General features: G+C 60.2%; 18 protein-coding genes and 3 pseudogenes. 9 read left to right on the forward strand and 12 right to left on the reverse strand.

The window, feature by feature from the left end; genetic code table 11:
- Positions 1-26 precede the first annotated feature (26 nt).
- On the reverse strand, positions 27-935 hold the full coding sequence (locus BUE92_RS24570) for a LysR substrate-binding domain-containing protein (protein ID WP_073526811.1): 909 nt from the start codon (positions 933-935) through the stop codon (positions 27-29).
- Positions 935-1,783 carry an EamA family transporter gene (locus tag BUE92_RS24575; RefSeq protein ID WP_073526812.1) on the reverse strand — a complete coding sequence of 283 codons (849 nt, stop codon included), beginning with the start codon at positions 1,781-1,783 and terminating at the stop codon, positions 935-937. The genes BUE92_RS24570 and BUE92_RS24575 overlap by 1 nt, the downstream gene beginning before the upstream one ends.
- Positions 1,784-2,157: 374 nt before the next feature.
- On the opposite strand from BUE92_RS24575, the gene BUE92_RS24580 reads away from it, so the two are divergent.
- Positions 2,158-2,469 carry a DUF6124 family protein gene (locus BUE92_RS24580; protein WP_073526813.1) on the forward strand — a complete coding sequence of 104 codons (312 nt, stop codon included), beginning with the start codon at positions 2,158-2,160 and terminating at the stop codon, positions 2,467-2,469.
- A gap of 384 nt (positions 2,470-2,853) precedes the next feature.
- Here BUE92_RS24580 and BUE92_RS24585 read toward each other — a convergent pair whose 3' ends face one another.
- Positions 2,854-3,567, reverse strand: coding sequence for an ATP-binding cassette domain-containing protein (locus BUE92_RS24585; RefSeq protein ID WP_073526814.1), 714 nt, complete (start codon positions 3,565-3,567; stop codon positions 2,854-2,856).
- A complete protein-coding gene (locus tag BUE92_RS24590; RefSeq protein ID WP_073526815.1) occupies positions 3,567-4,310 on the reverse strand; it encodes an ABC transporter permease in 744 nt (247 codons plus the stop codon). The genes BUE92_RS24585 and BUE92_RS24590 overlap by 1 nt, the downstream gene beginning before the upstream one ends.
- Before the next feature lie 451 nt (positions 4,311-4,761).
- Between BUE92_RS24590 and BUE92_RS24595 the strand changes: the two are divergent.
- A pseudogene (locus tag BUE92_RS24595) lies at positions 4,762-4,999 on the forward strand (DUF6124 family protein).
- A 245-nt stretch (positions 5,000-5,244) separates the two neighbouring features.
- On the opposite strand, the gene BUE92_RS24600 reads toward BUE92_RS24595, so the two are convergent.
- Positions 5,245-11,514 (reverse strand): non-ribosomal peptide synthetase, encoded by a 6,270-nt coding sequence (locus tag BUE92_RS24600; protein WP_073526816.1) that lies wholly within the window; start codon positions 11,512-11,514, stop codon positions 5,245-5,247.
- Between the two features lie 490 nt (positions 11,515-12,004).
- Between BUE92_RS24600 and BUE92_RS24605 the strand changes: the two genes are divergently transcribed.
- Both BUE92_RS24605 and BUE92_RS24610 read left to right on the forward strand, forming a co-directional pair.
- Complete coding sequence (locus tag BUE92_RS24605; protein ID WP_034128181.1) at positions 12,005-12,799, forward strand: helix-turn-helix transcriptional regulator; 795 nt, start codon at positions 12,005-12,007, stop codon at positions 12,797-12,799.
- Positions 12,799-14,268, forward strand: a complete 1,470-nt coding sequence (locus tag BUE92_RS24610; RefSeq protein ID WP_143170027.1) for an efflux transporter outer membrane subunit — start codon at positions 12,799-12,801, stop codon at positions 14,266-14,268. Before BUE92_RS24605 ends, BUE92_RS24610 begins: the two co-directional genes overlap by 1 nt.
- Here BUE92_RS24610 and BUE92_RS24615 read toward each other — a convergent pair.
- Positions 14,195-14,389, reverse strand: a pseudogene (locus BUE92_RS24615) (helix-turn-helix domain-containing protein); the annotation flags it as partial. The gene BUE92_RS24610 and the pseudogene BUE92_RS24615 sit on opposite strands and share 74 nt — an antisense overlap.
- Here BUE92_RS24615 and BUE92_RS24620 point away from each other — a divergent pair.
- Positions 14,379-15,098 (forward strand): annotated as a pseudogene (locus BUE92_RS24620) (aldehyde dehydrogenase family protein); the annotation flags it as partial. The pseudogenes BUE92_RS24615 and BUE92_RS24620 sit on opposite strands and share 11 nt — an antisense overlap.
- A 111-nt stretch (positions 15,099-15,209) precedes the next feature.
- On the opposite strand, the gene BUE92_RS24625 reads toward BUE92_RS24620, so the two are convergent.
- Positions 15,210-15,614 carry a RidA family protein gene (locus tag BUE92_RS24625; protein ID WP_073526818.1) on the reverse strand — a complete coding sequence of 135 codons (405 nt, stop codon included), beginning with the start codon at positions 15,612-15,614 and terminating at the stop codon, positions 15,210-15,212.
- A 574-nt stretch (positions 15,615-16,188) separates the two neighbouring features.
- On the opposite strand from BUE92_RS24625, the gene BUE92_RS24635 reads away from it, so the two are divergent.
- Both BUE92_RS24635 and BUE92_RS24640 read left to right on the forward strand, forming a co-directional pair.
- On the forward strand, positions 16,189-16,464 hold the full coding sequence (locus tag BUE92_RS24635) for a DUF6124 family protein (protein WP_073526820.1): 276 nt from the start codon (positions 16,189-16,191) through the stop codon (positions 16,462-16,464).
- Positions 16,465-16,644: 180 nt separating this feature from the next.
- Positions 16,645-17,172: an Sbal_3080 family lipoprotein gene (locus BUE92_RS24640; RefSeq protein WP_256674002.1), complete on the forward strand. Its 528-nt coding sequence runs from the start codon at positions 16,645-16,647 to the stop codon at positions 17,170-17,172.
- Between the two features lie 178 nt (positions 17,173-17,350).
- Here BUE92_RS24640 and BUE92_RS24645 read toward each other — a convergent pair whose 3' ends face one another.
- The 4 genes from BUE92_RS24645 to BUE92_RS24660 form a co-directional block, all read right to left on the reverse strand.
- The gene (locus BUE92_RS24645) at positions 17,351-18,283 is read right to left on the reverse strand and encodes a pyridoxamine 5'-phosphate oxidase family protein (protein ID WP_073526822.1); all 933 of its coding nucleotides are present in this window, start codon (positions 18,281-18,283) and stop codon (positions 17,351-17,353) included.
- 79 nt (positions 18,284-18,362) lie between these two features.
- The gene (locus BUE92_RS24650; protein WP_073526823.1) at positions 18,363-19,247 is read right to left on the reverse strand and encodes a LysR family transcriptional regulator; all 885 of its coding nucleotides are present in this window, start codon (positions 19,245-19,247) and stop codon (positions 18,363-18,365) included.
- Positions 19,247-20,167, reverse strand: coding sequence for a LysR family transcriptional regulator (locus BUE92_RS24655; protein ID WP_073526824.1), 921 nt, complete (start codon positions 20,165-20,167; stop codon positions 19,247-19,249). The genes BUE92_RS24650 and BUE92_RS24655 overlap by 1 nt, the downstream gene beginning before the upstream one ends.
- A 16-nt stretch (positions 20,168-20,183) precedes the next feature.
- Entirely contained in the window at positions 20,184-20,816 is a 633-nt protein-coding gene (locus tag BUE92_RS24660) for a glutathione S-transferase family protein (RefSeq protein WP_073526825.1), read from the reverse strand.
- A 215-nt stretch (positions 20,817-21,031) separates the two neighbouring features.
- On the opposite strand from BUE92_RS24660, the gene BUE92_RS24665 reads away from it, so the two are divergent.
- Together BUE92_RS24665 and BUE92_RS24670 are read left to right on the forward strand one after the other, a co-directional pair.
- On the forward strand, positions 21,032-22,108 hold the full coding sequence (locus BUE92_RS24665; protein ID WP_073526826.1) for an aldo/keto reductase: 1,077 nt from the start codon (positions 21,032-21,034) through the stop codon (positions 22,106-22,108).
- Positions 22,109-22,459: 351 nt separating this feature from the next.
- Positions 22,460-23,665: a DUF1835 domain-containing protein gene (locus BUE92_RS24670; RefSeq protein ID WP_073526827.1), complete on the forward strand. Its 1,206-nt coding sequence runs from the start codon at positions 22,460-22,462 to the stop codon at positions 23,663-23,665.
- 3 nt (positions 23,666-23,668) lie between these two features.
- Here the strand turns inward: BUE92_RS24670 and BUE92_RS24675 are convergent, their stop codons facing one another.
- Positions 23,669-24,088 carry a chemotaxis protein CheY gene (locus tag BUE92_RS24675; RefSeq protein ID WP_073526828.1) on the reverse strand — a complete coding sequence of 140 codons (420 nt, stop codon included), beginning with the start codon at positions 24,086-24,088 and terminating at the stop codon, positions 23,669-23,671.
- Positions 24,089-24,123 lie beyond the last annotated feature (35 nt).

Here is a 24,123-nt window from a genome sequence, read left to right on the forward strand (position 1 = left end):
GGCGAGCAAGGACAATGGGGCGGCAGTTAAACTTCATGCACAAATTCATCAGCCTGTGCCTTGAGCCATTCAAACAACCGAGCGATATTCGGCTCCGTCTGACGTCCACTTCGGCAAATCATGTAATAGGCGGCGGGCGACATCATCACCGGAGCTTTCAATGCAACCAAGTCGCCCGCCTTCAAAGCGTCGTCTACCAGAGCGGTCCTGCCCAAGGCAATGCCCCCGCCCTTCACCGCCAGGCTTATCGCCAAACTGGAATCGGGAAAGCGTGGGCCATGGTGATACGGCGGTGCTGCCAGCCCTTGGAACGCAAACCAGCTCTCCCACCCCGGACACACCTGATCATCCACACGATGGATCAACGGGTATCGGGCGATATCTGCCCAGTCAATATCGCCGTGTAACTGCTGAAAAGCTGGCGAGCACACAGGAAATACCGCATCGCGCATCAGCAGCTCGACATGGTGGTCGGGGTAGTCGCCGTACCCCATCACCACCGCGACGTCGTATTGATGGGCACCTAAGCTGGCGTTGCTCATATCCGCGCTGGTCAACACCAGATCCAGATTGAACGAGGCTTGTGCGTGAGAGCCATGCATCCGGGGAATCAGCCAGGTTGAACACAGCGAGGACGTGCAAGAGAGGTACAGCGGCTGAGATTTACCAGGGTTGAGCGAATGCAGCACAGCCTCCAGCTCTTTGAAAAAACCTTCAGCAACCGGCAACAGCGCCTGCGCCGCCGCCGTGAGTTTGACACCGCGTGAATGGCGCTCGAACAACTGCACCCCCCACCACTCCTCCAGGCCTGCAATTTGATGACTGATAGCGCTGGCGGTGAGGTTCAACTCGGAGGCGGCGCGCGCAAAGCTGCCGGTTTGCGCGGCACTGACAAAGGCTTGAAGCATAGGGGTGGGGGGCGGACGTTGGGCCATCAGTTGCTCACTTTGATCAGGACGATCCCGCCAACAATGACGAATGCCGAAAGCATTCGCCGCCAGCCAAACCGCTCATGAAAGAACAGCGCGGCAATAATGGCGCCGATAATAACACTGGTTTCCCGCAGGGCAGATACCTTGGCGACCGCATCCAGCGACAGCGCAAACAACACCAGGCCGTAGGACGCCAGGTAAAACACCCCGCCCAACATACCCACTCGCCAATGGCTGCGGATAGCCTGTGTCAGTTCCGAGCGCTCCTTGAAAAACGCCAGCAACGGGATCGGAATACTCTGAAATACCGTCAGGTAAATGATGTATTGCAACACCGTCTCACTGGCTCTCACGCCTTTGGCATCCACCACCGTGTAAGAAGCAATGAACGCTCCCGCACACACCGCCATCAAGATCGGCTTGAACAGGTGCGCTGTCATCCTGCGCACAACCGTCAAGCTGATAATCCCCACACAAATCATCAGCACACCCGCCATTGCCTGGAATGACAATTGCTCATGCAGCAAAAAGTAGGAAAACAATGCCACCAATACCGGCGGCACGCCGCGCATTATCGGGTAAACCTGGCCGAACTCCCCGGTCTCGTAAGCCTTGATCAGAAACAGTCGATAGATCGTATTAAGCACCACCGAGACCAGCACATACCCCCACACCTCCAGACTCGGCACGTGGACCAAAGGTAGAGCGGCCAGGCAGATCAGCAATGCGGTGCCATCGACCATTGCCAAGGTCATGAACCGGCTGCTGCCGGCGCGTACGACGGCATTCCAAGTGGCGTGCATGAAGGCTGAGATCAACACGAGGGTGATGGCGATATCGGAGTTGTCCATGGGGCTCGACTGTGCAGAAAAACAGGACTGTATTTAACGCGGCCCAGCTCAGGGGGCAGAAGCGAAAGCTCATCAGCACTGCCGTGAATATTCGTCATGGTTTGTAAAGGGCCAGCAAGCCGTGTCCCTTTAAATTGCAGGACGTTTTCCGAGACAATCCCCGCCGCCTTGTGCCGGTTGGAATCGGTTGCTAGTCTGCGGCCCGTCACTGCTCATCAGTGATCGGGTTTAGTCGCTCGTATCTTCCAACACGGCATGGTCCTCCATGAGTTTTATGGTGGCTGTGCGTAGGGCACCTTCGGGTGCGCCGGATGTTTCGTGTTGGCCGGTCGACTAACCTGCGTACAGCCGCCACCCTCGTTTAGTCGCGACGGGTGTCGTCTCCTAATCCAACGCGGAGCTACACCAAGAATAAAGTCCTACCCGATCCACCCCTCGATCCTGCAAAAGACCGTGCTGCATTCAACCGCGCCATCGACCATTACCTACCCATCCAGGGTTTCCACAACGTCAACGACGATCTGAGTTTTGAAGATGCCTTGCTCTACACCGCCAGCTTGCTCGACAGCGCTTCGGCAACGGCGCTCGACTGTGGCGAGTTGTTGGATAGCCCAGGGTGGGCGAAGATTCTGGCGGTGTGGCATTTGCTGGAGATGGCCAAGACGACGGTAGATCGCTCTCTGTAGGAGCGAGCTTGCTCGCGAAAAACTCACAGGCGCTGCGTTTATTCAGGAGGCGCGCGTTATCGTTGAGGTTTTTCGCGAGCAAGCTCGCTCCTACCTTGGTATGGATGCAAGTACCTTGGTAGTTCAGGTGAACCGAGTCGATGCCATCGCAGGCAAGCCAGCTCCCACATGGGTTCGCAGGGCATCAGTTGAATCAAGGTCGGCTGTCAGGCCGTCACGGGAGCAAGCTCCCTCGCCACAGGTTACTGGTTCAGTCTCAACTGACAGGCGTCAGGCTTGCCCGCGATGGTGATATCTCCATCGAGGCATTCGGTTGCTGATACATCACTATCGCGCAGAACCTCGTTCCCATCTCGCAAGCGCTCAGACACAGCTACCAGCATCTCAAGTTCTGGGCAGACTCGCCGCGTGAATAAATGCCTCATCCAAAGTACTGCCGCCATACCTGCTCAAAAAACCCTCGGCATTGGAAAAACGATTAAAGCGTTGTTGGCTCAGCATGTAAAAGTCATCGCAGTGAGTGACGATCTCATCGATGTTATGCGACGACACGAGTATCGCCACACCTTCCGCCGCCGCTCCCTCCAGACACCGCCAAATGTGGTACCGGAATTCCGGGTCAACCCCCGCAGTGGGCTCATCCAAAATCACAAGGTCTGCGTTAACGGACAATAACGACAAGGTGAAAAACCAACGCTTTTCGCCATAGCTGCAAAGGGATGATTTCTTCTTCCAGATTTCGCAATAGCGTTCAGCAATACCAGGGCTCCACTTTTCAATTTTTTCCAAGGCGTGCTGCTGGGTAACGCGCGTATCGGAGCAAAAAAGCATCATCATGTTAAAAACATCGACCATTCGAAATACTGGAGGCGTTGCGATGATCTGTGATAGGTAAAGTAGCTTGGAAAATGAATGTTGCACTTCACCGCCATTCAATTTCTTCAGGCCACAGATCACGTCAAAAAACGTAGTTTTTCCGGAACCATTAGGCCCCAACAAACCTATCATTGTGCCGGCCTCGACTTCCAATGAGGCACTCTTGAATAAAATGTGCTGACCGTACCTAACGTCCAGTGCATCCACGATTAACCGTTTCATCAGTACCGACTCCAAACGGGGTTGATGAGTAAAAAACGGAACACAAACCACCCTGTGACAATGATCATTCCTAAAATCGACGCTACCAATGTAGCGGACCCGGTCACCCCCACCAACATCAGGCGATTGGCCCACCCCATCGGATTAAAAAGATCGATTACGTTAAATAGTGAATACGATGTGCTAAGGCTACCGATACCCAGCGCCAACATAGAGACTGATAATATGGAAAAAAGAGTATTAGTATTTTGAAAGCCTATGGGCACCAGCGTCAACAATAAGGATGGAGTAGAGAAAAGCAAAAAACACATATAGAAACGACCAACAATAACCAACCACTCTTCCAAGGCCATCAAACCAAAATAGCCCCGCGTCAGCACATAAAATACCGAACAATAAATCAGCGACATAAATGAGTACGCTAAAAACTGCCCAGCGAGAAAGGTGATCTTAGTACGCTTTGTATACACAAAGGAACGCAAAAAACCGCTTTCTCTTCGCCCTACTATATAAAACGCCAAACCAAAAAGTGCCACGCTTGAAGAAATGAAAGCGTAAAACCATGAAGTGGCAGATGCGTAGTCACGCAAAGATTCTCCGCCAGTGTACCCAGCGTAAGTAATCAAGTAGAAGGTTACCACTGGGAATATTACGATCCACAACAGGGCGACCGGCTCTTTCAATTGTTCCTTGATAAAAAGCTTTGCCAGCAAGAAAGGTTTAGATAATGGGTAGATACGCATAGTTCACCTTATGAAATGGCACCATTTTATCCAAGCGAGACGAAAACAAAAAATGCGAACTGAAGTACCACCCATAACCTAGTAGACAAAGAGAAACATGCAACAAAAACAATTTACCCCTGTAGGAATTCAGTTACACCTGATTAAGAAATTTCACTCATTAAAATCAGAAAACCAATAATTGCCAGAAAGGAGGCACAATAAATGAACTTTCACACACCAAATTATTTCCTCATAAAATAACAACTTAGAAGTTGCCAACTCCGAAACTCAACAACCCTTCCCTGGCGAGTTCTCCATAGGAAGCGACGTAAAATTACAAATAAAAGGTAATAAAACCGACAAGTGGTCCGCCGAGTTAGCGCCTTCAAACACTTTTAAAAGGCCAGCAAGCCGTGTCCCTCGTTTAGACGCGGCGGGTGTCGTCTCCTATCCAAAGCGGAGCTACAACATGAATAAAGTCCTACCCGATCCACCCCTCGATCCCGCAAAAGAACGTGCCACATTCAACCGCGCCATCGACGGCCTGGTTTGAAGATGCCTTGCTCTACACCGCCAGCTTGCTCGACAGCGCTTCGGCCACGGCGCTCGATTGTGGCGAGTTGTTGGATAGCCCAGGGCGGGCGAAGATGCTGGCCGTGTGGCATTTGTTGGCGATTGCCAAGACTACGGTGGATCGCTCTCTGTAGGAGCGAGCTTGCTCGCGAAAACTCACAGGCGCTGCGTTTATTCAGGAGGCGCGCGTTATCGTTGAGGTTTTTCGCGAGCAAGCTCGCTCCTACAGTGGTATTGATGCAAATACCTTGGTAGTTCAGGTGAACCGAGTCGATGCCATCGCAGGCAAGCCAGCTCCCACATGGGTTCGCAGGGCATCAGTTGAATCAAGGTCGGATGTCAGGCCGTCACGGGAGCAAGCTCCCTCGCCACAAGTCAGCTAAATCCGCCGGCGGCGGTTGAGTTGGGGGATGGCGGTTTGTGGTGCTTCTACGCGCGGGGCCTGCGCCACTGTTTTTGCGGCCAGTTGCGCCAGCGTGGGCTGGCTGAACAAGGTGCGTGCGTCCACGTCCAACCCGGCCTTGCGCAGGCGGGCTACGAGGTTCACTGCCAACAGGGAGTGCCCGCCCAGTTCAAAGAAGTGGTCATGGCGCCCTACCCGTTCGAGTTTCAACACGTCGGCCCAGACCCCGGCCATCAGGGTTTCCACCTCGCCCACTGGCGCTTCGTAAGCTCGGCTAAGCACGGCCTCCAGCCCTGGCGCCGGCAGGGCCTTGCGGTCGAGTTTGCCGGCGGGGTTGAGGGGCAGTGCGTCGAGTTGCACGAAGGCGGCCGGCACCATGTATTCCGGCAGGTGCTCCAGCACATGGTCACGCAAGGCTTGCAGGCTCGGCGCCTGGCCGCGCAGGGTGAAGTAGGCCACCAGGCGCTCATCACGAATCAATACCGCCACCTCGTGCAACTCCGGGTGGGCGGCCAGGCGTGCTTCGATCTCGCCCAGTTCCAGGCGCACGCCGCGCAGTTTGACTTGGAAGTCGTTGCGCCCAAGGAATTCAAGATTGCCGTCGGGCAGGTAGCGCACCAGGTCACCGGTGCGATACAGACGGTCACCGGGCACGAAGGGGCTGTCGATAAAGCGTTCGGCAGTCAGCTGTTCCAAGCCCAGGTAACCACGGGCAACGCCGACGCCGCCGATGTGCAGTTGGCCGCTGATGCCCATGGGCACCGGCGCATCATGGACGTCCAGCACGTACAGGCGGGTGTTGTTGATGGGGCGGCCAATCGGCAGTTGCAGGGTGGGCACCGGCGCGCCGGGTTCGAGGGTCCAGGCGCTGCTGTCCACCGTGGCTTCGGTGGGGCCGTACACGTTATGCAAACGCACCCTGGGCAAGCGTGCCTGTACGCCACGGGCCAGGGCGGCGGTAAGTTCACCCCCGCCGCACAGCACGTCGGTGAGGCTGGTGCACAGGGCCGATTCGTCCAGGTCGAGAAACTGCTGCAGCATGGCGGGCACGAACTTGATCACGCTGATCTGCTGCGCGCGAATCACCTGAGCCAGGTACGCCGGCTCACGATGCCCATCGGGGCGCGCCAACACCAGGCGCATGCCGTTGCTCAACGGCCAGAACAGCTCCCACACAGAACCGTCGAAGCTGAACGGCGCACGCTGCAACAAGGCGCCGCCTTCGGCGTTCGGGCACAGGTGCGAGCCCCACTGCAGCAGATTGCCCAGGCCGCGGTGCTCGATCATCACGCCCTTGGGCGTGCCGGTGGAGCCCGAGGTGTACATCACATAGGCGAGGTTGGCGACGCTCAAGCCGGGCACGATTGGGTTGTCGATCGGTGCCTGGCGCCAGGTGCAGCGGTCAAAGTCGATCAGTGGGATCGAGACATCGCCCACCACTTTGCGGGTGGCGGCCTGTACCAGCAACGCCACCGGCTGGCTGTCGGCGAGCATGTAGGCCAAGCGCTCACGTGGGTAACCGGGGTCGAGGGGCACATAGGCACCGCCTGCCTTGAGAATGCCCAGCAAGCCCACCACCAAATCCAATCCTCGCTCCACACACAACGCAACCCGCGAGTCGGGCTGTACGCCATGCTCGCGCAAGTGGAAGGCCAGTTGGTTGGCGCGTTCGTTGAGCTGCCGGTAGGTCAATGCCTGCTCATCCGTCTGCACCGCGATGGCATCGGGGATTCGCCGCGCATGGGCTTCAAACAGCGCTTGCACGGTCAACGTGTGGGGGTAGTCGGTGGCGGTCGCGTTGAAGTCCACCAGCAATCTGCGCAGTTCGCTGGCGGGCAACACTGGCACTTCGCGCAACGGCATTTTCGGCGTGTTTTCCAGTGCGGCCACCAGGCCGTTCAGCGTGGTGTCCAAGTAGTCCAAGACCCGTTCAGCGCCGACTGCGCGTGGCGTTTTAGCCTTGAGCCGCAAGCCACTGCCCAGGTCGTCCACCGTGAGCATCAACGGGTAACTGAGGATGTCTTCACTGCTGAGCAAGGCAATGCCCGGCACCAGGTTCAGCTCGGGGTCGGCCGAGGTGTGACGGTAGTTGAGCAGACTGTTGAACAGCCCGGTCACCCCACTGCAGCGCTGGGCCAATGCCAGCGACGCCTGTTCATGGGCGAGCAAGGCACTCAGTTGCGCGTGGGTGTCGTGCAGCGCCTGCGCCACGTTTTGCCCGGCCAGGCACAGGCGCAGCGGCAAGGTGTTGATGAACATGCCCAAGGCCCGCTCGGCGCCCTCGCCGGCTTGCAAGCGGCCGAGCAGCACCGTGCCGAACACCACGTCTTCGCGGCCCGCGACACAGCTGAGCACCTGGGCCCAGGCCAGGTGAAACAGGCTCGCAGCACTCACCCCCAGGGCTCGGGCCTGGCTGCGCAGGCGCAGATTGAGCGTGTCGCTGAGCGCGCGCTGCGCCTCTTCGGTCTCGGCACGATTGGCCTGGCGCTCCTGCAGGCCGAACGCCAAGGTCGGCTCATCGACATCGCCCAAACGCGCTCGAAAGAACGCTTCGTGCGCCGCCTGGCGCACGCTCGAACGGGCGTGCGCGACCATGTTGCGATAAGGCACGGGCGCGGGCAGTTGCGCCTGTTGGCCCAGCAGATGGGCGCGAATATCGTCCACCAGCAGCGTGGTCGACGTGGCATCGTTGACCAGATGATGAAAGCGCAGCCTGGCGACCCAGCGCTGGTGCTGGGGCTCCTCGGCGTAATCCAGGGCCATCAGCGGCGCCTGGCGCAAGTCCAGGGGTTGCGCCGGTTCGCGCAGCGCTTCGACCCGCAGCTGCGCCTGGCGCCACACCACCTGCATCGGTTGTTCCAGGGCATCCCACACCAGGCTGGTGCGCAAAATATCGTGGCGATCGATCACCTGTTGCAGGGCATTGGCGAAGGCATCCAGTTGCTCGCGGCGCGCAAAGCTGAACAGCGCTTGTTGCTGGTACGGGTCGTGCGCATCGGTGAGGTGGTGATAGAGCAACCCTTCCTGCAACGGCGCCAGCGGGTAAATGTCCTGCACGTTGGCGGCGCCACCAGGGATGCTGGCGACGATGCGGTCGAGGCTGGTTTGGTCAAGTTCGGCCAGGGCGAGCAGATCCTTGGTGATATGGGTGCAACCGGCCGGGATTCGATTGGCCGGCACCACCTGTTCGTGACCGGCACATGCCGCCGCCAGCGCCGCCACGGTGGGCTGGCCGAACAGCACCTGCACATCGGCGCGCAGGCCGGCCTGGCGCATGCGCTGCACCAGTTGCACCGCTAACAGCGAATGCCCGCCCAGCTCGAAGAAATGGTCATGGCGGCCCACTGGCTGCACGTGCAGCAACTCGGCCCAGATCTGCGCCAGTGTGGTTTCCACGCCCTCCTGTGGCGCTTCGAAGCAGCGGGTGATAAAGGCTTCCTGGGTCGGCGACGGCAAGGCTCGGCGGTCGAGCTTGCCGTTGCCGGTGAGGGGCAACGCGTCGAGGCGCACGTAAGCCGCCGGCAGCATGTAGTCCGCCAGCGTGGCTTGCAGATGAGTGCGCAGTGCTTCGATTTTCACAGGCTGACGTGGCACAAACCATGCCCATAATTGCCCGTCGCGAAACTGCACCACCGCGTCCTGAAGCGCCGGATGGCTGGCCAGGGCCGACTCGATTTCCCCCAGTTCGATGCGCACACCACGGATTTTTACCTGGTCGTCATTACGCCCCAGGTAGTCGAGATTGCCGTCTGGCAGCCAGCGCGCCAAGTCGCCGGTGCGGTACATGCGACCGCCGTTGAAAGGGTCGTCGATAAACCGTTCGGCACTCAACTCAGCACGGTTCAGGTACCCCCGCGCCACGCCCTTGCCGCCGACATACAACTCCCCCGCCACGCCAATCGGTACCGGGCGTTGCTGCGCGTCCAGCAGGTAGACCCGGGCATTGGCGACCGGCGCGCCGATATGCAACGGCTGGCCCACCTCAACGCGCCCCGAGGTCGCCACTACGGTGGCTTCGGTGGGGCCATAGTTGTTCACCACCGCAAATGTCTGCGCCTGGGGGAAGGTGCGCAGGCGGTCGCCGCCGATCAGCAAGGTGCGCAAGGTAGGATGCCCCAGCCCCTGGCTGAACGCATATTCGGCGACAGGCGTGGGCAGGAAACACACATCCAACGGTTGCGAGCGCCACCAGCCGAGCAACGCGTCGATATCTTCCGCGCCTTCATGGGCCGGTGGAAGGTGCAAGGTCGCACCCACGCACAACGCCGGCCAGACCTCCCAGGCCATGGCATCAAAACCGAAGCCGGCGACGCTGGCGGTGTGGCTGCCCGCGTGCAGGTCGAACGCCTGGCAATGCCAGTCCACCAGGTTCGACACGCTGTGATGTTCGACCATCACGCCCTTGGGCAACCCGGTGGAACCCGAGGTGTAAATCACATAGGCCAGGTTCGACGGCGTGACCGCAACCTGAGGGTTGCTGTCGATGGATGCGCTGCCAGGCTCCAGCGCGATCACAGGTACCGTCGAGACGGGCAGACGCTGGCGTAAATCGTGCTGGGTCAGGATGGCAACGGGCGCGCTGTCGTGCAGCAGGTACTCCAGGCGGTCGCCGGGATGGGCCGGATCCAGCGGAACGTAGCAGGCGCCGGACTTGAGGATCGCCAACAGCCCCGCCAGGGTGTCGAGGCCACGCCGGGCCAGGATCGCGACGCGATCATCGGGCTGTACGCCGAGCGCCACTAGTTGATGGGCCAGTGCATTGGCCTGGCGGTTGAGTTGGGTGTAGCTCAGTGAGCGGTCCTGATACACCGCCGCAATAGCGTGAGGCGTGCGGGCGGCCTGGGCCTCGATGCGCTGGTGCAGGGTTTGCGGCGTGGCGTTGGGCTGCGCAGTGGCGTTCCAGTGCAGCAGTCGGGCCTGCTCCTCGGGCTGCAGCATGCAAAACTCGCCGATGGGCAGCGCAGTGTTCTCCAACCCCTGCTCCAGCAGCCCGATGAAACGCTGGGCCAGCGCCTGCACGTCGCCCGCCTGGAAATAAGCCTCGTTGTAGACGCAATGCAGCCACGCATCGTCCTGGTAACGGTTGCTGCGCAGGTGAAGGGCGAGCGGTAGCGCTTCATGGTGATTGGAGACCTTGATCGCGCGGGCCTGAACCTGACCGAAGCGCAGGTCGTGGTCGTCCTGCTCGAACGATACCGACACGTCGAAGAGTTGCCCGCGATCTGTTCGGCGCAAGCCCAGCTCGCGGTTCATCTCACTCAACGGGAAGCGCTGATGACGAAAATCCTGCTTGAGCTGATCACGGATGCCACGTACCAGGGCACCGAAAGACACGCCCTCGCTGAACGCAAAACGTACCGCGCTGACCTGGGTGAACAGGCCCACGGTGGCGCGAAAACGCGCGTTGGAGCGGTTGAGAATCGGCAGGCCCACCCCCCATTCCTGCCGTTGGCTGGTGCGGGTGAAATACACATACATCGCCGCCAGCAACACATGAAAGGCCGACGCCTGGTAGTGGTTGGCAACCTGCTCCATGCGGTTGAGCAACTGCACCGGGAAGCCTTGCACCCAGGTGTTGCTCGACGTCTTGGCGTTGTGCCTGGGGGTGAGCAGCGGCTCGGGCAGCACCTGGTATTTGCCCAGCCAATAGTCGCGGTCGCGGGCGTAGCGGGCCGATTGCAGGTAGCGTTGGTCGGTGTCGATAAAGTCGATGTAGGACGGCGCCAGTGGCTCGGTGGCCCGCCCCTGCTCCAGGGCGCTGTAGAGCTGCGCGAGGGATTGCAGCATCTGGCCGAAGCCCCAGCCATCGAGGATCAGATGATGAGCCTGGGTGCCGAGGCGGTAGTGATCATCATCAAGTTTGACCAGGAAAAAACGGCACAGTGGCTCGCCGCCAAGGGCGTAGGGCCGAGCCATTTGCGCCTGCATCAAGGCTTGGGTCGCTGCAGGCGGGTCGGGCAGCGCGGAGAAGTCATGCAGCGCCATCTCCACCTTCAACTCAGGGGCGAATGTTTGCCCAGGCAGGCCATTGGCGTCGGTGTGCAGTTGGGTGCGTAGTGCATCGTGACGGGCCACCAGCAGTTCCACAGCATGCTGCATGCGTTCGGGCTCGACGGTGCCGGCAAAATCCAGGTAGCCGCCAATGTTGTACAGCGGCGAATCACCCACGCGCAGTTGGTCAAGCCAAATGTCTTGTTGGGCGCCAGTGAGGGGAAAGCGGGCCGGCTGGCTGGAGGAATGCTGCATAAGATCCTTCTCATGGGGGTCAGGCACTGGCCGCGCAGAGGTGGCCCATTACGCCGAAGTTGCCAGATTGGAGCATGGGCGCCGGGGGGTGTCTGACACCCGAAACCCGGACATTCAAATGGATGGAAATGGCTTGGCCAAAGGTTCATGGCTGAAACGATTAAATCGCTGTAGGACATTGGCTATAGCTGATTTATACCGGGCTTTGTGACCAACGCTGGATTTTATAAAATCCTCATATACATCAATACGTTAAAAGCCCCTAAAAATAACTTACGTCTGTACGTAGCCGGCTGTATTCGTGAGAAGCGTCGGATTAATGGCGCAATTTTTATGGCAGCTTGTGTCCCTCGTTTCCGCTACATACGTAGGACAAATCCCTATGGCTAAATAAAATCTCGAACGCCGAGTTACGTTCAAGCAGTACGGAGCGCCCTGCACAGGCCCTGGGCAACCGTTGACGGTTTTCGACATCAAGGATGAGATGGTTATGAGTCTGACCCCAAGTATTGGCGACACCTGCGGCCCGCATTTTTATGCCGAAATGGGCGAGTTGATTTCAAACAGCGGCGACGAACACTTCGCCGCCACGATGTTGCAGCTGGTGGGCAAGTGGGTACCGATTCACCTGGTAGACCTCAGCGAATGGACCCTGGATGAACTGCGCGACCGCGTGCTGGACATCAAGTTACTGGGCAGCGCCGGGGTAAAAAAGGATTTGTCGGTGCCCCAGACCTTGCATGCGCTGAACGACCACCCGTTGCTGCAGCAGATGCTGCACATGCAAGACCCGCTGCTGATCCAGATGAACGCCAAGGCCAACAGCGCGCATCCGCGCGGCACCTCGCACCAGTGCAATCTGGTATCGCGCCAGGGCAATCGACGCTGTGTGATTTCGTTCTACCGCCCGCCGACCCAGCAGGGGTTTTCCCTGGCTGAGTTGTCGTTTCTCAAGTGCCTGTCGGACACGCTATTGCCATTGATGGAACGGCACGCCCAGAGCCTGCGCCAGGCGCCGCACGCCGAGACTGAGCCGGCCCATACCCTGCTGGAACAATCGCAGTTGCAACGTGAGTTCTACAAACGCTTGTCTTTGAGCGACATCACCCTTTCGGCGCGGGAGCAGGAGGTGTGCCTGGGCCTGCTGACCGGCGGCACCGTACCGCAAATCGCGGAGAAACTCAGTGTCAAAAACAGCTCGATCGAGACCTACCTCAAGCGTGCCGCCGCCAAGCTGGGCGTAAGCGGCCGGCATGGCCTGGCCAAATGGATGGTGGGCGCTTGATGAGCACACGGACGCTGTGCACCGTTGGCATGGCCTGGATGCTCGGCGGTTGCTCGCTGATTCCCGAGTACCAGCGACCAGCCGCGCCGACGCCTGCGCAGTACCCCCAAGGCGGCGTGTACCGCCTGGCACAGGCCGGCACCCAGGCGCAAAACCCGGACTGGCAGCAGCTGTTCCGCGACCCGGCGCTGCAACAGCTGATTAATGATGCGCTGGTCAACAACCGCGACCTGCGAGTGGCGGCCCTGAATGTGCAGGCGTTCCAGGCGCAGTACCGTATCCAACGCGCGGACCTCTTCCCGGCACTCTCTGCCACAGGCGCCGGCAAGCGCCAGAAGGTGCCAGGGAGCGTGACCGGCACCGGCAAGTCAGCGATAACCTCCAGCTATTCCGCCACCTTGGGCCTGAGTGCCTATGAGCTGGACCTGTTCGGCCGCGTGCGCAGCCTCAGCGAACAGGCGCTGCTCACTTACCTGGGCACCGAACAAGCGCGGCGCAGCACGCAATTGAGCCTGGTGGCCAACGTCGCCAATGCCTACCTGACCTGGCGGGCCGATCAGGAACTGCTGGCCCTGGCCGAGCAAACCCTGGTCGCCAACGACCACAGCTGGCAATTGACCCACCGCAGCAAAAGCGCAGGCAAAGCCTCGGCGCTGGACGTGGTGCAAGCGCGCACAGCGGTAGAAAGTACTCGCGCCAGCGTAGCCCGCTATGAACGCCAGGTGGCCCAGGACCTCAACAACCTCACGCTGCTGGTGGGCGGCCCGGTGGATGAACACTTGCCCGCGCGACCGCTGGCCGACGATCTGGTCGCCCGCGTGCCCGCCGGCTTACCCTCCGACCTGCTGCAACGCCGCCCGGATATCCTCCAGGCCGAATACCAGCTGCAGGCGGCCAACGCCAATATCGGTGCGGCCCGTGCCGCGTTCTTTCCTTCCGTGACCCTGACGGCAAACGCCGGCAGCACCAGCAAGGAGCTGTCGGGACTGTTCAAGGGCGGCTCGGGCAGCTGGACCTTCCAGCCGCAGATCAACCTGCCGATTTTCAACGCCGGCAGCCTGCGCGCAAGCCTCGATTACGCCAGGCTGCAGAAGGACATCACGGTGGCCCAGTACGAAAAATCCATCCAGGGCGCCTTCCAGGAAGTTGCCGACGGCCTCGCCGCACGCCAGACCTTCAACGACCAACTGGCGGCGCAACGGGATTTCGTCGCCGCCAACCAGAACTACTATGACCTGGCCGAACACCGTTACCGCAGCGGCGTGGACAGCAACCTGACGTTCCTCGATGCGCAGCGTTCGCTGTTCAGCGCGCAACAGGCGCTGATTGTGGACCGGCTGGCGCAGTTGGTCGCCGAGGTGAATTTGTATACCGCACTGGGTGGCGCCTGGGATATCAGCGCAACCCCGACTGCCGCAGCCGGTACTCCTCCGGTGTCATCTGTGCATACCGCAAAAAAAACCGGCTGAAATACGCAGGGTCCTTGAACCCCAACTGATAGCAGATTTCATTCGCGGAACTACCGGTAAACAACAGCAGGCGCTTGGCCTCTTGCATCAGCCGCTCAAGGATCAGGCGCTTGGACGGCAAGGGGCTGGTGGAACACCCCGGCACGCACAAGGTGTCCTTCACCGGCTCAGTGCCCACCGGTATTGCGGTGGGCCGCAGTGCCATGGGCGCCGGGCTGACCCGCGCGACCCTGGAACTGGGTGGCAAGAACGCCGCCGGCTTCCTGCGCGACATGGATGTAGACAAAGCGGTGGATGGCATTATCGAAGCGGGCTTCCTGCACTCGGGGCAAATCTGCGCGGCGGCCGAGCGTTTCTTCGTGCAGCGCTCGCAGATCGACGCCGTGCTGGAAAAACTCAAGGCACTCATCAGCCACCTGACCATCGGCTCGCCCCTGGACGAACACACCGACTTCGGCCCCGTGACCCACCAGCAACACCAACACAAACTGCTCGGCTACTTCAACCAGGCCCGCGCCGAAAACAACACGATCATCCACGGCGGCCACCCCATCGCCACCTTCCTGCCCTACGACGATGAAGACGAACTGCTGGCCATGATGAACCACGGGCCCTACGGCTTGAGCGCCAGCCTGTGGACCAATGACCTGGGCAAGGCCCTGCGCATGATCCCGGCGATCAAGGCGGGGACTCTGTGGGTGAACATGCACACCTTGCTCGACCCGGCAGTGCCGTTTGGGGGCAGCCGGTCTTCGGGATTAGGGCGGGAGTTTGGCAGTGCGTTTATTGAGGATTACACCGAACTTAAATCGGTGATGATTCGGTATTGAATGGCTGTAGGAGCGAGCTTGCTCGCGAAAAACGTCAACGATAACGCGTGCATCCTGAATAAATGCGGCGGCTATGGTTTTTTCGCGAGCAAGCTCGCTCCTACAAAAGCCCTAACTGAACGGAACCACCGCCTCCGCCTCAACCTCGATCAACCATTCCGGCAACGACAACCCACTGACGATAATCCACGAAGACGGCGGCGGGTTGTGCGTGAAGCGCTGGCGCAGCGCCTCGGCAATCGGCTCCTGCTGATCCCGGGCAGACTCGACGATATACAGCCGCAGCATGATCACATGAGACAGGTCGCCACCGACCTCGGCCAGCACCTTTTCGATATTATCCAGAGCAGCGGCGGTCTGTTCGGCGATGCCGAGGCCCACTGTACGCTCTTGAGCATCCACCCCCACTTGCCCGGACAGCATGATCCGTCGCCCCTGCGGCACTTCCATGGCCTGGCTGAAACCGTATTGCAGCGAATTGAATACCGTCGTGGGATTAATGACCTTTCGTTGCATGACCAATCCTTGTTTGTCAGTAGGAAAACAAGGCTAACCCAAAGGAACCGCTCAGGATGATGGTTCAACATCCAGCAACATGTTCGTGGGTGAAGCGCTGAACCTTGAGTGCCCCGTGGCCTGATGAAAACGCGCAAACCCAACAGGCAATCACATCCCCCTGTAGGAGCGAGCTTGCTCGCGAAAAACCCGCAGGCGCCGCGCTTACTCAGGAAGCCCGCGTTATCGTTGACGTTTTTCGCGAGCAAGCTCGCTCCTACATGGGTTATTCAGCGTACCCGCAATGGCGCGGTTGTCGGACCGCTCTTACGCAACTTTCGGGTTGCGTCCGATGAGCCTCGCCGCTAACCTTCGCGGGTCGCTGCAAAATCAGCGAATGGGTGTGGTAGCCCAGTTCTTTCATAGACCCCAAAAACGCTCAAGGGCGTTTTTTTATGCGGGCTGCTTTGTGGCGGCTGTGCATGGGAGGCTTCGGCCTGCCGGGTTTCTATGACCGGTCTACCACCCCGTGTACAGTCGCCTCCTTACTTCGTGTGGTAGCGAAATGGAGGTGCTCATTCATAGGAGCTTCGCCATGAAAAAAGTCACACCCAATCCCCCGCCCTCCCCCTCGGATGACAACCCGCAACTGCCTCCCGATGTCATCTTCACTGTCCGCCCCGGACTCAGCACTGAAGCCGCCTTGAGCAATGCCAGCGAAATGCTGGAGTCCGCGACTGTCTGCGCCTACGACTGTGCCGAACAGCTTGACGGTCACCCCCGCAAGCAGGTGCTGGCGGTGGTGCAGATGATCGAGATTGCGCAGTTGCTGGTAGATGAAGCGCTGAACCGTGAGTGCCCGGCGGCCTGATGAAAACGCGCAAACCCAACAGGCAATGACATTCCCTGTGGGAGCCGTCGAGCTTTAGCGAGGCCGCGATGGCGGTGGGTCAGGCAATGAATATTGTTGACCGGGCCGCCGCCATCGCAGCCTCGCTAAAGCTCGACAGCTCCCACATTGGATCGGCTGCGTCTCAGTAGATAGTGATCCATGCTGGAACTTCACTGCTATCATCCAGCCACTACTTATGACATGGAGGTCGCTATGCACCAGGTAACAACCCTCGCTTGCTTACTGGTATGCGGCGCCCTTACCGGCTGCAGCATCACGCAAACCGTCACCCCCGTTCCCTCCTCAACTATTCACTCGCCCGAAATCTGCATGATTCCCGCCGCAGGCCTGCGCGAGGGTTTCAACACCACCTACACAGCTCAACTGCGCAGCAAAGGCTTTCAGACCCGCGAGTTGCAGCCAGGTAGTCCGCCCGCCAATTGCGCGCTATCGACCACTTACATTGGCACATGGAGCTGGGACATGGCGCTGTACATGAGCTTCGCCGATATTCAGGTGTTCGAAAACGGCCGAAGGGTCGGACAGGCGCTGTATGACTCAACCTCAGGCGGCGCCCGTATGGGCAAGTTCATTGATGCACAAAGCAAAATCATCGAGATGACCAATCAGCTGTTTCCCAATGCTGATTACGGCATGACTCGACGTCTGGCTGACCGTCTTCCCTAGAGCGAGCTCATCCACCAGCCTGCGCCACCCTCGAAAATGTGGGAGTTTCACATCTCATTCTGTAGGAGCGAGCTTGCTCGCGAAAAACCCACAGGCACCGCGCTTACTCAGGAAGCCCGCGTTATGGTTGACGTTTTTCGCGAGCAAGCTCGCTCCTACATGGCATTATCGTGCCAGGCTACCAGGTGCCCATCGCTAGGCTGTGCGGCGAAAACTCCTCGAACTGCCACCGCAACGCCAATGCTGCCGGGCGGCTGACCCCATGTTCCACCGTCACCGTCCACAAGCGCTGCGCGCCTTCGAACTCAGCCACTTGCGGCCCGCCCAGGATCAACGAAGTACGCCCGGCCACTTGCAGCACGTCGCCGGTCTCAAAATCCACAAACAACAACCCCGCCACCGGGTTGGCGTGCAGGTTGCCGAGCGTGTTGAAAAACAGGTTGCCGGCAAAGTCCGGGATGGTCAGCACGTTGCCTTCCACGCGTACAAATCCTGTATTGCCACCTCGGTGGGAGACGTCCACCGAGCGTTCGCCGTGCAGGTCGACGTAGCTGGCGACGAAGAAGGTGTCGGCGTGGCGGATCAGTGCTTGTGCGGCGTCGTCCAGGCGGTTGCTGCGCTGGGCCAGGTTGCCGGGTTTGCGCGCAATGCCAGCGACGGGGCGCAGTTGGATGTACTTGGGGCAATTGCCGAAGGTGTGCACTACGTCCACCGCAAAGCCCTCATCCTCATGCGATCCGATCCGGCCATTCATGCGATTACGGCGGCGGGTGTTGAGGTCGATGCCCAGCAGGCCGATCGCCGCGCCGTCCGTTATCCCAGCCCAGGCGGGATCGCTTTTGGCGGGCAGGCTGTCGATCTGCAGCGTGTGTGGGTCCGGTGAATGCGCAAATCCTGGTGCGCCTTCCAGCATCGTCGCCCAGGGGATGCCTTGTTCGTCCACCACACCCGCGATCAAGTACGGCAGCAGCGGATAGAAATCGCGGTGCTGCTCAGGCAAATGATCACGAATGACCTTGGGCCCGATCATCGCCATGCGTTCAGAAACGCCGGCACTTTCCTGCATGTGTCGTTCGCCGACATGCCAAGGGGTTGGTTCAATCGAGTGCATGGCGCTCACCTCCGGTTAGATACCAGCATGCTGCGCCCAGGCCGTGATGGAGAGAATGCCCACCCAGGGCAATCCACTATTACGCCAACTGAAACGCCGGATGCTCGCGCAACGCGCTGACGCAGTAGTCGACAAAGCTGCGCATGCGCATCGACGCATGACGGCCTTCGCGGTAGACCACATGCACCGGCTGGGGCGGCAACTCGAAGGTAGGCAACAGGCGCTGCAACTGGCCGCTCGCCAGGTGTTCGTGCAGCGGGTAACTCAAGGCTCGAATCACGCCCGCCCCCTGCACCGCCGCATTGATCGCGCCTTGGACAGTGGCGCAACTCAGTCGGGCGCGTGCCTTGAGGGTGTAATGCGGGAAATCCCAGTGCACCGGGTCGGCGCTGGCAATCAGATGATGCTGCTTGAGTTCAGCCGGATGCCGGGGTTCGCCCCGGGTCGCCAAGTAAGCGGGGCTGGCGCAAAGGACAGTGCCCACCTGCCCGACCTGCCGCGCAATCAGCGAAGAGCTGGGCAATTCGCCGACCAGCACCGCCACGTCCAGCCCTTCTGCGTGCAGGTTAGGGAAATAGTCGTGGTAGTGCGCAATGACACGCACCGCCGGGTAGCGATCCGCATAGCCGGCCAACAACGGCGCCATGACATAGCGGCTGAACAGTAACGGCAGGAATATCCGCAGGTCGCCCTGGGCCTGCACATGCAAACCGTTGGCCGAGGCCTCGGCCGCGTCCACCGCTGCCAGCAGGCGTACACAGTCGGCAAGGTAAGCCTGGCCCGCGTCGGTGAGGCTGACCCCGCGTGTACTACGTTGCAGCAACACCACCCGCAGGCGTGCCTCCAGGCGCGCAACCGCACGGACCAGGGTCGGGCCGGAGACCAAGGCACGGCGTGCCGCCGAGGCCAGGCTGGGTTGCCCGGCCAGCGCGGCAAACAACTGCATATCGCGAAAGCGCTCCATCAAACGCGCCGCTTCGTCGCTGGATTGAGGGCCGCGTCCTGTCCGAGGCGCTGGCTTAAGAAATCCACAAAGGTGTTGACCTTGGCCGGTATGCGGCCGTTTTGCTGGAACACCACGTGGATCGGCAGCGGTGCCGGTTCGAAAGCCTCCAGCACCAGCTCCAGCTCACCCGCCGCCACCGCTGCCGCCACCTGATAGGACAGCACACGCGTCATGCCCCAGCCCAGGCGCGTCAGGTTGATTGCGGCATTGTTCGCCGTAACGCTCAGACGCGGCTCAATGGCTATCTTCAGCGGCCGCCCGGCGTCGACGAACGTCCACTCACTGACCAGTTGGCTGGACGATGAGGTGACAATCTTGGCTTCCCGCAATTGCTCAGGCCGCTGCGGGCGCCCATGTTGGTCCAGATGAGCCGGCGATGCGCACACCACCCGGCGCACTTCGCCGACCTTGATCGCCTGCTGCCCGGGTTCGTGCAGATGGCCGATACGCACCGCCACATCGACGCCTTCATCGGCCATGTTGACCACACGGTCGACCAGCAAGGCACTGATGTTCACCAGGGGGAACTGGTCGAGGTACTCCCCCAGCACAGGCGCCACATACAGCTCGCCAAACAGCACCGGTGCGGTCACTGTCAGGTGGCCGCCAGGGATGGAGTAACTGCCCGCTGCCGCCTCCTCGGCCTCTTCCAGTTCGGCGAGAATGCGTCGGCAATCTTCCAGGTAACGCTGGCCGGCATCGGTCAGGTGCAGGCTGCGCGTGGTGCGCGACAGCAGTTGCGTACCGATGCGCTGCTCCATGGCAGCAATGGCGCGGGTCACGCTGGGTGGCGAGGTTTTCAGGCGGCGCGCCGCAGCCGCAAACCCCTCCTCCTCGGCCACCGCCAGGAACACCTGCATTTCATGAAATCGGTCCATCGGCGCCTCTTGATCGTTACTGTGATTGCAGCCCCACCGCCGTGCGCGGCATAGCGACAAACCCCGGCAAGGCTTCGATGCTGGCAAGCCACGCACGCACCTCAGGGTAGTCGGCCAGCGATACGTTGCCTTCCGGCGCATGGGCCACGTAGGTGTAGAACGCGATATCGGCAATGCTTGGCTGATCACCGGCCAGAAAGCGGCTCTCGCCCAGTTGCTGCTCCACCACGTTCAGCAGTGCATGGGCTCGGTTGATTGCGCTGACAGTGTCCACCTCGGCGCCAAACACCGTGGCCAAGCGCGCCGTAGCGGGCCCGGCATGGAGTTGACCGGCGGCGGCCGAGAGCCAGCGTTGTATCCGCGCTTGGCCGATGGGATCGCTTGGCAGCCACTGCCCTTTGCCATAGGTACTGGCAAGGTAGACCAGAATCGCGTTGGAGTCGGCCAACACAGTGCCGCCGTCGTCGATCACCGGTACCTGGCCGAAGTGGTTGAGGTTGGCGATGAATTCGGGCGTTTTATGCGCACCTTGTTTGAGGTCCACCAGGATAAATTCAGTGGGCAGGCCCAGCAGGGATAGCATCAGCTCGACCCGGTGGGAGTGGCCGGATAAGGGAAAACCATACAGTTTGATTGCAGGCTGGGTCATGAAAGGCTCCAAAAGAATGGGTATCGACGCCAGGCATATTCCACTGCCGCCTCAGTCGGCGGAATGACCAGGATTTACAATCCAGCATTTCATTAGGCGAAACAATCACCTGTCCGAAACTCTCGGCGCCGGCGTCGCAATTTCATGAAAAAAATTCAAACTATCGCCCTCCCCATCGTTCACACCTTCACGTGCAACGTTAAGTAGGAGGCAACATGCAGTACCGACAACTGGGTCATTCCGGCCTGCTGGTCTCGGAAATCATCCTGGGCACCGTGCCCTTTGGCGGTCGCGCAGAGTTTGAAAAATGCGGTGCGGTGGACGTGCCCCTGGCCAAGCGCATGTTCGATATGGCGTTCGACGCCGGAGTGAATATGGTCGACACCGCCGACCTCTATTCCCACGGCCTGGCCGAAGAAGTGGTGGGCAAGGCGCTGGGCGACAAGCGCAACGACATTCTGCTGGCCACCAAAGGCCGCAGCCCGGTGGACGACAACCCCAACAACTCCGGCTCGTCGCGCTACCACTTGATCCGCGCCTGCGAAGCCAGCCTCAAGCGCCTGGGCACCGACCACATTGACTTGTACCAACTGCACAACTGGGACGGCATGACGCCAATCGAAGAGACCCTGGAAGCCCTGCGCCTGTTGGTCGGCTCAGGCAAGATCCGCTACTTCGGCACCAGCAATTTCACCGCCTGGCAGATGATGAAAACCCTGGGCAAGGCTGAACTGCACGGCATGCTCAAGCCGATTACCCAGCAGATCTACTACACCCCGGAATCTCGCGAGGCCGAGTACGAGTTGCTGCCGTTGGCCCTGGACCAGCAGGTTGGCACTTTGGTGTGGGGCCCGATGGGCGAAGGCTTGCTGACCGGCACGACCCGACGCGGGCACAAGCCGCCCGCCAATACCCGCCAGGGCAGCGGTTGGCCGGAACCCTACGTCCACGACCAGGAACGTGCACTGGACATTATCGAGACCCTCGCCGCCGTCGGTGATGAACACGGCGTCTCGGTAGCCCGCACCTGCCTGGCCTGGCTCAAGGATCGCCCGGGGATCACCTCGCTGATTATCGGCGCCCGTACGGAAGCACACCTGCGCGATAACCTGGCGGCCACCGAGCTGAAACTCACCGAAGAGCAGTCGGCGCGCATCGAAGCCATCACTCGCCGTCAGCCGTTGTACCCCTACTGGCACCGCTTCACCGCCGGGATTGATCGTTTTGATCCAGCGGAGCAACCCTTCCTGGCCGAACATCAAAAAACACTGGAGGCGCGCCAGGACAAATAAAACAGCACCCGCCCCAATGCCGATGAATTAAGCGAACGCAATGCTCAAAGCAACGAAGATCCACTGTGGGAGCGGGTTTGCCTGCGAAAGCGGTGATGCAGTAACAGGTAGCGACTGACACACCGCCTTCGCGAGCAAGCCCGCTCCCACAAGGGAACTGCGCTTAAGTGACTGGGGTTGGGACAAGCCCACATTTTTGGGTTGCACGCGATGGCAATGCTGCCTATATTTCCCGCCTGGCGCTCTCTACGCCACCTTCCGCGGAAAGGGCTGCGCCCAAGACATCCCAGCTCTACCTCATTTCTACGACTCCCAACCTTGAAGCGGAAAAGGTTTGTACAAGGAGCTCGTATGTCGCAACGCCCTTTAGCCTCCACTACCAACGGCCGTCTCAACCTTGAGCAGCAGCGCAAACGTGCCAAGGAACTGTTGCCGCAGCTGAAAAACCGAGACCCCAGCGCCACGTTGGCCCAGGCCCAGTGGCAGGTCGCCAAGCAATTGGGCTTTGCCAGTTGGCCCAAGCTCAAGGCGCATATCGATGCCCTGGACTTTGCTGCACGCCACCAAGGTTTCGAGGCCAGCGACGAGGCACGCACCCGCCATTGGCGCTGTGGCAATGACATTGCCCACAGCTTGCAGGTGGCTGGGTTCAAGGGCCGCTTCCAGATGCTCAGCGACCCGCTGTGCATGGGCCCCGTACGCGATCTTCCCAGCGCCGAATTCCGCCGCCTGCGCAGCGCTTTTATCAGCCAGGCCTTTGCCCTGGCCCCTGCTGATGTAAACCTGCGCGTTGACGATGAATACACCCAATTGGACTCACTGGCCGGCGCCGAACATAGCGTGCTGTGGTGTGAAGCGGACGCCTATGACCAACTGTTCCTGATACGCGCACTCTCAAGCCTTGAACGTGCGCCAAAAAAGCTTGAGCTGATCGAGGTCGACCGCATACCGGGCGTCGAACGGTTTATCGGCATCGGGCAACTGGCGCCCGACGTGCTTGCCTGGCTGTGGCCTCAGCGACGCTTGATCGACGACGCGGCCGTGCACCTGGCCAAACAAGCCTGGTCGGCTTACTGCGATCCCTCGCCGATCAAGCTGGCAGAACTGGCCCGTACCGCTCACCCGAGCCTGCCGCTTCTTGCACCGGCGCTACGCCGCCAATTGCAGGAGTTGCCAGGGATTGAGGATGGCCTCTCACTGACCGAGCGCTTGGCGCTGAGGTATATCGCCGAAAGCGGGCCAGTGGCGTTTGCCCGGGTCTTCGCGGAGTTGATGGCCAAGCGCGAACCACTGCCGTTTCTCGGCGATCTGATGTTTCATGCGCTGATGCGGCCGTTGATGGATGGCGAGCAGCCATTGGTGGTGGAAACAGAGAGGGATCAACCCTGGCCTCAGCGCTACTTGGCGTTGACATCATTGGGACAGGCAGTCGCAAATGGCGACGCCAATTGGATGGACCACGTCAGCCATGAGCGTTGGGTCGGCGGTGTGTGCCTCAGGCCTCGGCAGCCCCATTGGCGAATGGGCAATCACCACCTGCCCACCTGGGGGCGCTGACGCTCAACGCTTGGGCGACATCCCGGCGACGCGCGTCATCGCCGCCGGGTCGAGCATTTCCAGGCAACGGCACAGGGAATTGAAATCCGGTGATTGCGACAAGGACAGATGCAAGGTCTGGCTGGCCGACACTGGCACCACCGACCGCTGCGCGCACTGCCCGTCATAGATCAGCGCGTGCCGGATCATCGGGTTTTCACGGCAGAACTTCAGCAGGTCGACCTGGCGCGAACGCACCAGCGCGGTGTTGATGATCAACAGGTCGAACATCACGCCGTTCGAGCACGTCAGCGCCTGAACTTCGTCGAATGAGCTCAAGGGGGCGATACGGTAATAGCCCAACTGGTTGAGCATTTTCTCGATCTTGACCCGCTGCAGATGCTCCCCGTCGGCGATCAGAAAACGTAACGTTTTATTGGACATAGGCAAACCAGGCAGGTGGGCAGCGACGACGATCC

It is taken from the genome of Pseudomonas fluorescens, from assembly GCF_001902145.1.
Classification (GTDB): domain Bacteria; phylum Pseudomonadota; class Gammaproteobacteria; order Pseudomonadales; family Pseudomonadaceae; genus Aquipseudomonas; species Aquipseudomonas fluorescens_BV.